Genomic DNA, 13,936 nt, shown 5'->3' with positions numbered 1-13,936 from the left:
ACAAACCGTTAAGCATAGCTGAAATAATAAGGTTTGGTAAAGATTGGATAAATAAATTAGATAGTATATTACACAGGTTAGAATGCTGATTTATTTTTTGTATTATTTTCTATAGAAGCACACTAGACTTATTCAGAATGTTTTTTATGTACAAAGGTTAGTTATGTATCGCTCTAAAAGTCGTTTGTCTTATAAAGTTGTTGGTTCATTAATTCTCGTTTTTGTAGTGATTTTTGTTACGTTTGGATGGGCTATTAGTACGACATTTGAAAATACAAAACGGGTTTCCGAAAAACAAAAAGCCGATTTACTGCTGCAAACGATTGATAAATCGCTGCAAATGACACTCTATTTAAAATTTTATGATCAAATCGAAGAAAAAGTTTCCTCGGTGGTTTCGGTTCCCGATGTCATAGAACTATCCATTAGGGATCACAATGGCAAAGAGTTATATGTTTATCGTAACAACACACAAAAGGCACTTTCCCGAGATAAAGTTATTTCACTAACGCATCAGCTCAAGGAACCTACATTGGGGCAATCCATGGGAACAGTTACATTGTATTACAGTGATTTGGCATATGATGAGACGCGTCAATCCATGCATAAAGTTTTTTACGGTGTGGGGTTGAGTGCTGCGCTGATATTTTTCTTGGCAGTATGGTGGGTACGCTATCTTCTCTCTCCTTTGAATCAGATTTCTCAAAAAGTACGTCATTATCGTCCCGGTGATCAGTTGGTATTAGAAGAAAACGGTAGTGCTGAGATAGAACAGATTGTTACCGCATTTAATGCAATGCAAGATACAACACACCTTTATCTGACTCAAATGGAAGCGATGAATAGCTCTCTTGAAGGTGCTGTGAGGGAAAAAACGCTTGAATTGGAGAATCAATATTACAGTGATCTATTGACCGGTTTGCCTAACCGATTTAGACTGCAAGAGAAATTGCTCCAAGGAGAAATCACCGCTCTGGCGATTGTAAATGTGGATGACTTTAAAGAGGTAAATGATTTTTTCGGAATTGATATCGGTGATGAAATACTGAAACAAATCGGTGCTTGGCTGAATGTATTATCGGGTTCATGTTATCGTTTGGGAAGTGATGAGTTCGCATTAACATTTACAAACTTGATGAATCAGGATGAATTGGAACATCGTTTGATTACCTTGATCACACTTTTGGATGAAAAGACTTTTATGGTAAACGAAGAGAGTCTGAATATCAGGGTGACTATCGGCGTTGCTTTAGGTAGCGAAACAGTGTTAACACGTGCCGATATCGCTTTACATTACGCCAAACAGAATAAAAAACCGATTGCTTTTTACGATCAAGAAGAACGGGTAGAGGAACTTTATCGTTCAAATTTGACAATGGCATCCGATGTTCGCAGAGCTCTTTTTGAACATCGTATTGTTTGTCATTACCAGCCGATTGTAGATTTTAGAACAGGTGAAATCAAAAAATATGAAACATTGGTCCGAATGATTGATGATGGAGGAAATATTGTCCCACCAATGGAGTTTTTGCCAATTGCAAAGCAAACCAAGCTTTATCCACAAATCACGCTTGAAGTGGTTTATCAAGCGTGCAAGCTTTTTGCTTTACGCAGCGAGGAATTTTCTATCAATTTATCCGATAGTGATATCCGTAACCCGCATACCGTTAATGAAATCATTCGAACCATTACCCAAACGGGTACTGCAAATCGGGTCGTATTTGAGATTTTGGAATCCGAGGGAATCGAGAGCTATGCTGAAGTAACACAGTTTATTACACAGGTTAAGGCGCTGGGTGCGAAAATAGCAATTGATGATTTTGGAACGGGGTACTCTAATTTTGAAAATATTCTCAAATTAAATGTCGACTATATCAAAATAGACGGTTCGCTCATACGGGAAATTAGCGGTAATCGTCGTCACCATATTATCGTTGAAACCATTATCGAATTTGCACATAAAATCGGTGCAAAGACGATTGCGGAGTTTGTTTCAAATGAAGAGATTTACGATACGCTCAAACAATTAGATGTTGATTATTCACAAGGATACTTTACCGGTAAACCGACATCACTATCGTAAAACATGCCCCACAAATTTTGACATATTGCCTAGAATTTTCCCGCCGCGTCGGAATCCTAAACCGCACGCTTCGTAGGCGAAAAAGACCCCCGCTTGATAGCAGTTGCCTTGAGAATCTTTTGGAAACTCGACGTACTCTTGGTAAATCGGTTTAAAGTTACCGTACGGCCCGTCGTTCGCTTCGATCACAGTGCCTGAGGCATCCATAATACGCACATTGGCACCTTCACGCCCGAACATCCGTTTCTCCACGTGTGCTACCCCTTTGAGAGGCTCAAACGAGGTTTTAAGCAAATAGGGAGAATCCGGGAAGAGATCGCACAGAATTTTCATCATCCCTTTGGACTGGAAGAGGAGGGTATAGGCTGGATTGAGGATGATCGCTTTTTGGTTATTCATAATGGTAGTGAGCTGTGTTGCCAGTTCCGGTTCTTCGATCGCAATATCTTCCCACGGATAAAGTTTAAACCAATACTCGTATGGCTCTTCGGCACGGTCGTAAATCCCTTCGTCATCAAACTTTACGCCGCCAAGAGGTTCAAAGGAGGTTTCGAATCCTGCATCAATGGCCATTTGTTGCAGCAGACGTACCGTTTGTTCTTCTTCGATATTTCCGCTGATAGAGCTAAAGAGGATTTTCCAGCCATCGTAATGTTTTTCAAAGTCGCTTGGATCATCGAAAAGGGTGACGAGGCGACGGAAATTATCGCTGAATGCTTCATAAATATTGTTAAATTGACGCTCTTCGTCCATACCGTTGTGTTTGAGCAGTGCCCATTGAAGTATTGCAGTCTCAAAGAGTGAGGTGGGGGTATCGGCATTAAACTCGATCAGTTTGATCGGCGTTCCGTTGATCCCGCCTGAGAGATCGAATCGTCCATAGAGATGCCAATGGACATCGTTTTCCCAGCTTTTTTTGATCGCCTCAATGAGGTTAAAGGGGATACCGAGATCAAAAAAGAGGTTATTATCGATTACGTGCTGAGCTGCAGAGGTATACATATCGTAGAGTTCATTGACCGCTTCATAATACGCTTCGGCTTCGGCATCGGTGACAACAACGAGTTCATTGGCAATGTACTTGCTCTCATCGTTATCGGTATGCCATCCGAATCCGAATTCTTCTAATGTACGATCATCGATCGCTTTGATGTTTTGGAGGGCTACCATACTCATCCTCCGAAACTGCTGCTGGAAGAGGTGCTTTTGGAAGCGGAATTGCCGAAGAAACTTTTTTTCTGGGTGCTTGAAGTCGCTGAGCTTTTTCCTCCGGCAGAGGAACGGTGATACGCGGAGCGGTTGGACATATCTTGATGTCTTTGAACATTTTTGTTGTTCATCAACATGTTTCCGATCATATTTCCGAGCAATGCTCCCCCCGCAGCGGCGAGGATAGTTCCACCAAGCCCCATCCCCTCACTGTGCGGTTCGGCGTTAAGTTCTGATTGACCTGCTTCCATCTTTTTGTACTCTTGGTCAGCGAGTTCTTTCATCTCCGCTTCGCTCATAACCCGTTCGGTAACGGTACCGTTTTCATCGGTCTCTTTGATAATCGCTCGGCTTGGTCCCTCTGTCGGCATCTCTTCAACGATAACGTATTTTCCGCTGCTCAGTTGTTCGACAACGAGGAATTTGTTTTGTGCTTCCGCTTGTTCTTCAGGAGCGCTTTGGCACCCACTGAGGGCGCTGAGGACGACGAGTCCCATTGTACCCATCATGATATGTTTTGCAGAGGTGAAATGTTTCATGGTTAATCTCCTATCGTAATTGTTTTAAGTGGGTGGTGTTGAGGACAAAAATTTTTGAGGCACTTTGTTCATGAAGACCGCGATAATCTTCAACAATAATATCACTGACAGCGCGGCAAAAAGTATTATCGAAGTTTTTCCCGCCCTCATTGGCAGAGGTGGAATAGAGCCACCCATAAGGCTGAATGAGACGTGCGTGATCCGGGTCTTTGACATAGCGGAATGCTTGGTTTTTGACAATAAATGTCGTTTTGGTACTATGACGAACACGGTGCTTGTGGAGTGGTGGAATACGGATATCGTGACACAAAACTTTGAGGTCTGCGTAGACTTTTAAAAAGGGTTTATTGCCTGCACGCCCTTTAATCTCTTCTAAACGCTTAGCATCTTGAGAGAGAAAACCGACGGTAGTGTCGGTTTGGGCGAGGATGATTTTGTTCATTGCTTAAGAGAGAAGATAATCTTGGAGTGCGTGAGGTTCCATCCAGCTATCATCTTGCATATGTCCCATCGCTTCAATAGCGGCACGTGCGGCACTTAGGGTCGTAAAATACGGTGTTCCCATACGCAATACGATTTGACGAATCTGCTCAGCATCTTTTTTGGATGTTTTGTTATCGGAAGTGTTGATGGCAAGAGAAATTTCTCCGTTTTTCATCACATCTTCGATATTAGGACGCCCTTCAGAGATTTTAAGAACTGCTTCACACGGGATACCTGCTTCTTCAATCACTTTTTGAGTTCCGCGCGTTGCGACAAGGTTAAACCCTTGTTTGTGTAATCCGCGTGCGATTTCAGGAGCGTGAATTTTATCCATCTCGATGAATGAGAGGAAACACGTTCCTGAGGTAGGAATTTTGTTTCCGGCGGCCAACTGGCTTTTCGCGAAGCTGACACCAAAATTTTCACTGATACCCATAACTTCACCGGTTGATTTCATCTCAGGAGAGAGGACCAAATCGGCCCCGTAGAGTTTATTGAACGGGAATACCGCTTCTTTGATCGCAACATGCCCTTTGAGACGTGGTTTGAGTAAACCGTCTGCTTCCATAACGATATTGTAGTTATCGTAGAATTTCAATGCATTACGGAGTGTATCACCCACCATTACACGGGTTGCAACTTTGGCCAATGGCATTCCGGTCGCTTTGGAAACAAACGGCACGGTACGAGAAGCACGAGGGTTTACTTCGATGAGGTAAACCTCGTTTTGGTAGATCGCGTATTGGATGTTTAGCATTCCGATGACACCGAGCCCCAAAGCAATTTTTTTGGTTTGTTGTTCGACTTGCGCTTGAAGCTCGCGACTTAGACTTACCGGAGGGAGTGAACATGCACTGTCTCCAGAGTGAATCCCTGCCTCTTCGATGTGCTGCATAACGGAGCCGATGTAGACATCCGTGCCGTCACTGATAGCATCGACATCCAGTTCTACCGCTTGATCAAGGAATTTATCGACGAGTACCGGAGAGTCGTTACTGACCGATACGGCGACATCCATGTAGGTACGGAGTTCATCTTCGTTATAGACGATACGCATTGCACGTCCGCCCAAAACGTAGGATGGTCGTACAAGAACCGGATAACCGAGTTCTTCCGCTACCTTAAATGCCTGTTCTTTTGTCATTGCAATACCGTTTTCCGGCTGTTTCAACCCCTGCTCGACAACAAAAGCCGAAAATTTTTCACGGTTTTCTGCCAAGTCGATCACTTCAGCCGATGTTCCGGCGATTTTAGCACCGATTTCATGGAGGCCGTTCGCAAGTTTAAGCGGTGTTTGTCCTCCGAAGTGAACGATGATACCATCGGGTTGTTCCGCTTCGACGATGGAGCGGACGTGTTCAAAATCAATCGGCTCGAAATAGAGGACGTCTGAAGTATCGTAATCGGTAGAGACGGTTTCAGGGTTACAGTTGACCATGATGGTCTCGATCCCCATCTCTTTGAGGGCGAATGATGCGTGAACACAGCAGTAGTCGAATTCGATCCCCTGACCGATACGGTTTGGTCCGCCGCCTAAGATCATTACTTTTTTCTTGTCGCTTTGACGCGGTGCTTGAAGTCCTAGACGGGTGATATTGGTCGTTGAATAGAGATATGGGGTTAATGAACCGAACTCTGCCGCACAGGTATCGACTTCATTGTATTCGAATGCGATTCCGAGAGCTTTACGTGCGTCGTATACATCATTTTCTTTTGCACTTCCGCCATTTAAAGTGATTAGACGGGCAATATTTTTATCCGAAAATCCTTCGGTTTTGAGACGGCGAAGCTGTGGTTCATCGCTAAGGGTTGCTGTTGTGATCATTTTTTCTTGAGCGATAATTTCTTCAATTTGGGTTAGGAACCACGGATCGATTTTAGAGAGTTCAAATACCTCTTCTTTTGAAAGTCCCATACGGAACCCTTGTCCGACGTAGAGAATACGTTCCGCATTCGGGCGACGGATTTCATGTTTAACAAACTCGAGATCACCATCAATCGGATCGAATCCACTGAGACCTGTCTCTAGTGAGCAGAGGGCTTTTTGAACCGATTCTTTGAACGTACGGCCGATTGCCATTGCTTCACCGACCGATTTCATACTCGTAGTAAGGGTTGATTCCGCTTCCGGGAATTTTTCAAACGTAAAGCGTGGAACTTTGGTGACGATGTAGTCGATGACCGGTTCAAATGCCGCAGGGGTTCCTGTGATGTCGTTGGTGATCTCATCGAGGGTAAATCCGACGGCGAGGAGGGTTGCAACTTTGGCGATCGGATATCCGGTCGCTTTCGAAGCCAGTGCCGATGAACGTGATACACGCGGATTCATTTCGATAACGATCATACGTCCGGTTTCAGGATTGACGGAAAATTGTACGTTTGAGCCACCGGTATCGACACCGATTTCTCTAAGAATAGCGAACGATGCGTCACGCATACGCTGATACTCTTTATCGGTCAATGTGAGGGCAGGGGCAATGGTGATGGAGTCACCTGTATGGACACCCATCGGGTCGAAGTTTTCGATGGAGCAGACGATGATACAGTTATCGTTACGGTCACGGATAACTTCCATCTCGTACTCTTTCCATCCCAGGAGTGACTCTTCGATCAAGATTTCGGTGATCGGAGATTCGTCGAGTCCGCGTTGAGCGAGCATCTTGAACTCATCGATGTTGTACGCAACACCGCTTCCTCCACCGGCTAAGGTATACGAAGCACGGATGATGATCGGAAAACCGATCGCTTCGGCAGCAGCCATCGCCTCTTCCATATTGTAGGCATAACGGGAAATCGGCAAGTCCATTCCGATTTTTACCATGCACTCTTTGAACGCTTGTCGGTCTTCCCCTTTTTTGATGGCGCTTGGGTTGGCACCGAGAAATTCGATCCCCTCAAGCATCCCGAGTTCATGCATTTTCATAGCGGCGTTAAGTGCCGTTTGCCCTCCCATGGTAGGCAAAATAGCATCAACGTTCTCTTTTTTGATGATTTCGGCGATAATTTCGGGTTTGATAGGTTCGATGTAGGTACGATCGGCAAATTCGGGGTCGGTCATAATCGTTGCCGGATTCGAGTTGATCAAAACTACGCGGTAACCGAGTTCTTTGAGCGTTTTGACCGCTTGTGTCCCGGAGTAGTCAAATTCGCAGGCTTGACCGATGACGATCGGGCCTGATCCGATGAGTAATATCGTTTTGATGTCGTCGCGTTTTGGCATTGAGACCCCTCGTCATAAAAATTTTATTATTATAGACGAGAAGCACTTAAAATCGGATTACAAGCGCTATCTTACTTGCGTTATGACATGAAAATAGGCGGGATTTTTGCCGTAGAAATAGGGTTCGATAACAGCGCTTTGATAGCCGCTGGCTTTAGTAATGGAGAGCACTTTCCCTACTTTTAAACCGGACATAAAGATACGGTCCAATCCAGAGGTGAGTACTTCGTCTCCGACAGATATCGGAATCCATGTAGGGATAAATTCTACGATCAAATGCCGTCCGTTGTTTCCGCGTACAATTCCGGGTGCCATGGAAGTTCCGACATTCACGGCATATGAACTTTTTACATCGCCGTTCAGCAGTGCTATGGGGCGCTTGTTATTCGCAACAACGATTCCTGCCGTATAACCGCGATACAGAAGGCCATAAACACGTTTGGGATCAAATTTATCCATTTCTATCCATACGCGGTGGGGATCGCCGAAACGGACATAGGAGAGGGTACGGACTAGTGCGGTTTGAGGTGTCGTTTTGAAATTGCTGTTATGCTCTTGAAGCAATTTTTGGTATTCATCGGCGATTTGATGAAGATTGAGTAACTCTTGCTCGTAAAAGCGATTTTTTTGACGTAAATCAATGATGGTTGATTGTTGGTTGAAATGTTCATCAATGGCATGTTGAATCGATTCTGCCGCGTTATGATAAGTGGTTTTGAGTGCAAGATTAAGATGGATAATAGGAGATTGGAGTAAATTGGTAAAATAGAGTGCTCCACCCACCAAAATGGCGAGCAGTGCCGCAGCACTTAAGGTTTGTTTATTCATTATCGAAAAGTTCGTGGAGTTGATCGATCTCTTCGAGTGCACGGCCGGTTCCGCGAGCAACACACAAGAGTGGCTCATCGGCTACGTAAACCGGAATTTTGATGATTTCAGAAATATATTTATCAAGCTGACGGATCAGTGCTCCGCCTCCGGTGAGGATAACACCGTTGTTGACGATATCGCCTGCCAAATCAGGAGGCATATTTTCTAAGACATCACGAATCGCTTCGAGAATCTCTTTGAGCGGATCACGCATCGCTTCACGGGCATCTTCGCTGGAGAGTTCAATCGATGTCAATAACCCTTCAACTTGGTCACGTCCGTTGATAATCATTTTAAGCTCTTGCGCGAGCGGCATTGCAGTACCGATATTGATTTTGATATCTTCGGCAATACGCTCGCCGATAAGAAGATTGTACTTGCGTTTGACGTAATCCATGATAGCACGGTCGATTTTATCACCCGCAACACGGATAGAACGGCAAAGAACGAGACCGCCGAGTGAGATAACACCGATTTCGGTAGTCCCTCCACCGATATCGACGACAATATTCCCTTTCGGTTCACGGATATCGATCCCCGCACCGATTGCCGCTGCCATAGGCTCATCGATCAAATAAACTTCACGAGCTCCGGCACTCATAGCCGATTCACGTACCGCTTTTCGCTCTACTTGGGTCAAGCCGTAAGGGATACAGATGATGATACGCGGGCTGATGAGACTGCTGCGTCCGTGAGCTTTTTCGATAAATTTACGGATCATTTTTTCCGTCATATCAAAATCAGCGATGACACCGTCTCTCATAGGGCGGATTGCTTTGATATTGCCCGGAGTTTTACCGACCATCTCTTTGGCTTCACGACCTACGGCAAGGACCCGTTGTTGACCGTATTTTTCCATTTTTACGGCAACAACAGAGGGCTCATTGATAATAATCCCTTTCCCTTTGGCAATCACAATAGTGTTCGCCGTCCCTAAATCGATAGAGAGATCATTTGAGAACATTCCGATTAATTTATTAAATAGCATTGACTCTCCTATGCGCTTTTTTGAGTTGATTTTTTAATGTATACAGGGGGGACATTATCGTCGACTACCTCTTTGGTAATAAGGACTTCATATCCGCTGTATTCCGGGAGTTCATACATTGTATCTCCCATCGTCTCTTCCATGATGGCACGAAGGCCGCGCGCACCTGTTTTACGTGCCAATGCTTTGGCCGCGATCGCATTGAGCGCCTCATTGTCAAAGGTGAGCTCGACATCGTCGATGGCAAACAGTTTAGTGTATTGTTTTACCAGAGAGTTTTTCGGTTCGGTGAGGATTCGAACCATCTCTTCTTCGGTAATTTTGTTAAGTGATGCGATGATCGGCAGACGACCGATCAACTCAGGGATAAGGCCGTAACTGACCAAATCATCGGGCTCGACGTTTTCAAAGCTGTCATCGATATCGGTAGTGCTCCGTTTGTCCTGTCCGAAGCCCATGACATTTTTCCCTTTTTTACGTTCTAGAATCTGTCCGAGGCCATCAAACGCTCCACCGCAGATAAAGAGGATACCTGAAGTATCAATTTGGATAAAGTCTTGATTCGGGTGTTTGCGCCCACCCTTAGGTGGGATGTTGACCACGGCACCTTCGATGATTTTAAGGAGTGCTTGCTGAACCCCTTCACCCGATACGTCACGGGTGATAGAACGGTTCTCAGACATACGGGAAATTTTATCGATCTCGTCGATAAAAACAATCCCCTGCTGTGCTCGTTCAACATCGCCATCCGCCGCTTGGAGGAGTTTGGTAAGGATGTTTTCAACATCTTCACCGACGTATCCCGCTTCGGTGAGGCTGGTTGCATCCGCGATAGCGATAGGGACATTAAGGACACGGGCGATGGTTTGCGCCATCAGTGTTTTACCGCTTCCCGTCGGTCCGATGAGAAGGACATTGGATTTGGCAATTTCCGTTTCATCTTCAATCTGCGTATGTTTAAAAATACGTTTGTAGTGGTTGTAAACGGCCACCGATAAGAGTTTTCGTGCCCTCTGTTGACCGATAATATATTGTCCCAAAAAGGTATTGAGTTCTTTAGGGGTTAAAAGCTCAGTTGCTTTGTGCTCATGCGCGGTTGCACTTTCACCTTCGGAGTCTCCGAACATGATTTTATACGCGGAAAAGACACAGTTCTTACAAATATAGACATTATTTCCGGCGATGAGCGGGTTGTGATCGCTCTCTTGAGCGTCACAGAAACTGCAATGGCGGTGAATCATGATTGATTCCTTTCATAGGGGATACCACGTTTGGTGTTAACGATAAAATTACACAAATTTTTAACAAATTCGCTTGTTGCGCTCTCAAGCAAAGCGATCGCTTGCTCTTGGAGAGGTTTTCCTGACTCAAACAGTTCGCGGTAAGCGATGCGAAGAGCGTCGATATCAGTGCGTTCGACATGACGGCGTAATCCGTTGAGATTCAATCCGCGCAACACTGCACGATTTCCCTCAGCCAAACAATAGGGAGGAACATCTTGAGAAAGGGCAGATGCTCCCGCGATCATGGCATAATCGCCGATTTTAACAAACTGATGAATAGGTGTCATCCCGCCGATAACGGCGTAGTTCCCCATCTCAACATGTCCTGCCAATGTCGCGGCATTGGCAAGGATACAGTGATCTCCGATAATGACGTCATGACCTAAATGGACATAGCCCATGAAAAGATTGTCGTTTCCGACAACGGTTTTACCGCCACCGCCTGCCGTACCCGGATTAAAGAGGGTAAATTCGCGGATTTTGTTTCGATCACCGATGATGAGTTCGACTTCTTCTCCTGCGTATTTCAAATCCTGCGGAACGGAACCCAATACGGCGTGAGAAAAAATATCGTTGTATTCGCCGATGGTTGTGTTTCCGTAAATACACGTCCCTTGGGCGATTTTTGTCCCTTTGCCGATTTTTGATTTACCGGAGATAAAACAAAATGCCCCTATTTCGACATCTTCGCCTATGAGGGCACCCTCTTCGATAATGGCGTGTGGTGAAATCAAACTCATACGACCTACTTGTCTACGATCATAGCTTTGAGTTCAGCTTCACTGACAAGTGCATCGTCAACGTAAGCTTTCCCCTCTAGCACCCAAATCGATCCTTTGTGTTTTACGACGGTCATTCGGTATTCCAAGCGATCTCCCGGACGGACTGGGGCACGAAATTTCGCACCGTCGATACTCATAAAGTAAACTACTTTACGGGCTGCTTCTTCTTCGGTCATGTCCATACTTTGGAAAGCGAGGATTCCGCCGGCTTGCGCCATTCCCTCTAAAATCATAACACCAGGATAAATCGGATGACCCGGAAAATGGCCTTCAAAAATCTGTTCACCGATAGTGACGTTTTTGTAACCGATTAATGACTCATTGGGAGTAATAGCAGTAACGCGATCAACAAGGAGAAAAGGAAAACGGTGGGGTAAAATTTTTTGAATTTGAACGACATCTATCATATTTGTAAACACCTTGGGTAAAAAATCGCCCAATTTTACCGCAAAAACTGTTAATAAATGATAATGAGGTTCCAACTTACTTTAAGAGCAGCTTTTAAATGCCCGTTTTACCAATAAATCAGCAATTTCAAAGCTGGCATCGACAAATTCAAGTTCGCTCAAATCTCTCAAATTTTTACGTTCTTCAACACTGTCGATTTTAATAATAACATGGGCCTTTTTATCATAATGCAGAACCGCTTCACTGATGAGTCGGCGGTTTTGCTCACCGCTCATCGTGATGATGATCGCCTGAGCTTCTTTGACCATCAACGATTCCAAAACGGGGAGTTTGTTCAAGTGACCGAAATAGGCCATATAACCCAGTTTTCTGGCGTGCAAAACGTGTTTTAGGTTGTCGGAAATGATGATGAAGTTCGCCCCTTGGGATTGTAACGAAGCAGCGACAATTTTACCCAATGTCGCAAAACCTGCGACGATAATGTGATCTTGGCGTTCGATAGGGGTAATGACATCCGACTCATAAAACTCTTTTTCAAAATAGGAGGAGAGTTTGTAAATATTCCCGATGATAAAGGGGGTGAGGATCATTGAAATGACGCTGACCAAGATTAAAAAGCTTGCCATCTCTTCACTAATCAGTTTTTCTGATCCGGCCAAAGCAAAAATGGCAAAAGAGAACTCTCCGATTTGGGCGAGCGAAAGGGCGGTTTTGGCGGAGGTGTTTTTGTCAGAGTTGCGTCGAATGATCGCATAGATAACGACCGCTTTAAAAAGCATGGCAAAAATGAAAACAAACGTAATAATGTGGATGTTTTCGGCAAAGTAGAGCATGTCGATCTTGGTTCCGACGCCGAAGAAAAAAGCCCCTAAAAGGAGGTCTTTATAGGTGGCGATATCGGACTCTACTTTGACGCTAAATCGGGTATCGGCAATGATCATCCCTGCGATAAACGCCCCCAGCGAGTAGGTGAACCCCATGCTGTGTGCGAGAAGTGCCGCACCGATGAGGATGGAGAAAACGGAGCCTAAAAAAAGCTCTTCAAGCTCTGTTTTGGCTGAAAACTGCAAAAGAGCATTAACGATTTTATCTCCGAGGGTAAACATAAAAACGACGACGAAAATGGCGGAGAGGAGTGTTTTCCACAATACTTCGCCCAGCGAGAGGGTGTCATTCGATAAAAAGGTGATAAGGAGCAAAATCGGGATGACCGCGAGGTCTTGAAAAATCAATATTCCCATCGATTTTTGCCCGTAGGGGGTGTGGATGTCTTTGGACTCTTTCAGATAGGTGAGGACGATGGCAGTGGAAGAGAGGGAAAATGCCAAAGAGATGATCAGTGACGTATTGAAATCGAGACGAAATAGATAATGGGAGAGCAAAAAGATCACCACGACGCTGAATACGACTTGCAGCAGTCCGTTGGTGAGGAGTATCTCTTTCATCTTTTTGATCTTTTCCAGACTCAGTTCCAGCCCGATCGTAAACATCAAAAAGACAATCCCGAACTCCCCGATAAAATCGAGTGAATCGTTCGCCGAGCCATTGAAGCCAAAAAGGGTACTCACGATCGTCCCTGTCGTGATATAGCCGATAATATGAGAGATACCGAATCGCTTTAGGATGATGTTGAGAACTGTCGCGATGGCTACGGTTAAAAAGATTGATAAGAGTAAAGTTTCCATAGAGACATTATAGTGCAAGGTGTGTGCTAGGGGTGATTAAAAAGTGGGCGATTGAGATGGAATAGGTAGAACAATAGTAACAATTTTTTTCAAATAAGTATCATACAGTTTAATAAATATTTTTTGATCTTCTTCATGTGCTGATAAAAATTTAGCACCTTTAAAAAAATGTTTTCCATTATAATGAACTTCTTTTGACCATTCGATGGAATAATTGTCTATTGTCCTTTTTTGAAGTATAAATGATATCTCATGGGGATCTTTTTCTCCTATTGCCATACGACTTTGTTCACTATAGGTGTAAAGAAAATTTTTATCACATGAATAGGTGTCTATCGGATAGGAATTATTATTTAGATGGAAAAAATAAGTGCCACTAATATACA

At 44.4% G+C, this 13,936-nt stretch carries 12 protein-coding genes; 1 reads left to right on the top strand and 11 read right to left on the bottom strand.

The features are described from left to right. The first annotated feature begins 163 nt into the window (after positions 1-163). Positions 164-2,083 (top strand): EAL domain-containing protein, encoded by a 1,920-nt coding sequence (locus A3G19_RS02145; protein WP_015653136.1) that lies wholly within the window; start codon positions 164-166, stop codon positions 2,081-2,083. Here A3G19_RS02145 and A3G19_RS02140 read toward each other — a convergent pair. The 11 genes from A3G19_RS02140 to A3G19_RS02090 all read right to left on the bottom strand — a co-directional run. After that, positions 2,075-3,253 carry a glutathionylspermidine synthase family protein gene (locus tag A3G19_RS02140; RefSeq protein ID WP_294870357.1) on the bottom strand — a complete coding sequence of 393 codons (1,179 nt, stop codon included), beginning with the start codon at positions 3,251-3,253 and terminating at the stop codon, positions 2,075-2,077. The two genes, A3G19_RS02145 and A3G19_RS02140, sit on opposite strands and share 9 nt — an antisense overlap. 2 nt (positions 3,254-3,255) lie before the next feature. Beyond that, the gene (locus A3G19_RS02135; RefSeq protein WP_294870355.1) at positions 3,256-3,831 is read right to left on the bottom strand and encodes a hypothetical protein; all 576 of its coding nucleotides are present in this window, start codon (positions 3,829-3,831) and stop codon (positions 3,256-3,258) included. Positions 3,832-3,841: 10 nt separating this feature from the next. Beyond that, positions 3,842-4,273: a hypothetical protein gene (locus A3G19_RS02130; RefSeq protein WP_294870353.1), complete on the bottom strand. Its 432-nt coding sequence runs from the start codon at positions 4,271-4,273 to the stop codon at positions 3,842-3,844. Positions 4,274-4,276: 3 nt separating this feature from the next. Continuing rightward, complete coding sequence (gene carB / locus A3G19_RS02125; RefSeq protein WP_294870351.1) at positions 4,277-7,534, bottom strand: carbamoyl-phosphate synthase large subunit; 3,258 nt, start codon at positions 7,532-7,534, stop codon at positions 4,277-4,279. A 66-nt stretch (positions 7,535-7,600) separates the two neighbouring features. After that, positions 7,601-8,362, bottom strand: coding sequence for a rod shape-determining protein MreC (gene mreC, locus A3G19_RS02120; RefSeq protein ID WP_015653141.1), 762 nt, complete (start codon positions 8,360-8,362; stop codon positions 7,601-7,603). Further along, positions 8,355-9,392, bottom strand: coding sequence for a rod shape-determining protein (locus A3G19_RS02115; protein WP_015653142.1), 1,038 nt, complete (start codon positions 9,390-9,392; stop codon positions 8,355-8,357). The genes mreC and A3G19_RS02115 overlap by 8 nt, the downstream gene beginning before the upstream one ends. Before the next feature lie 8 nt (positions 9,393-9,400). Beyond that, a complete protein-coding gene (gene clpX / locus A3G19_RS02110; RefSeq protein WP_294870349.1) occupies positions 9,401-10,633 on the bottom strand; it encodes an ATP-dependent Clp protease ATP-binding subunit ClpX in 1,233 nt (410 codons plus the stop codon). After that, positions 10,630-11,415 carry an acyl-ACP--UDP-N-acetylglucosamine O-acyltransferase gene (gene lpxA / locus A3G19_RS02105; protein WP_294870347.1) on the bottom strand — a complete coding sequence of 262 codons (786 nt, stop codon included), beginning with the start codon at positions 11,413-11,415 and terminating at the stop codon, positions 10,630-10,632. The genes clpX and lpxA overlap by 4 nt, the downstream gene beginning before the upstream one ends. A 5-nt stretch (positions 11,416-11,420) precedes the next feature. Continuing rightward, positions 11,421-11,864, bottom strand: coding sequence for a 3-hydroxyacyl-ACP dehydratase FabZ (gene fabZ / locus A3G19_RS02100; RefSeq protein WP_015653145.1), 444 nt, complete (start codon positions 11,862-11,864; stop codon positions 11,421-11,423). A gap of 81 nt (positions 11,865-11,945) precedes the next feature. Further along, positions 11,946-13,550 (bottom strand): cation:proton antiporter, encoded by a 1,605-nt coding sequence (locus A3G19_RS02095; RefSeq protein WP_294870345.1) that lies wholly within the window; start codon positions 13,548-13,550, stop codon positions 11,946-11,948. Positions 13,551-13,586: 36 nt separating this feature from the next. Further along, a partial coding sequence (locus A3G19_RS02090; RefSeq protein WP_294870343.1) for a hypothetical protein occupies positions 13,587-13,936 on the bottom strand: 350 nt, incomplete at its 5' end.

Source organism: Sulfuricurvum sp. RIFCSPLOWO2_12_FULL_43_24, from assembly GCF_001829605.1.
Classification (GTDB): Bacteria; Campylobacterota; Campylobacteria; order Campylobacterales; family Sulfurimonadaceae; genus Sulfuricurvum.
Note: the sequence above shows the minus strand (reverse complement) of the source record. Positions and strands in the feature narration are given on the sequence as shown.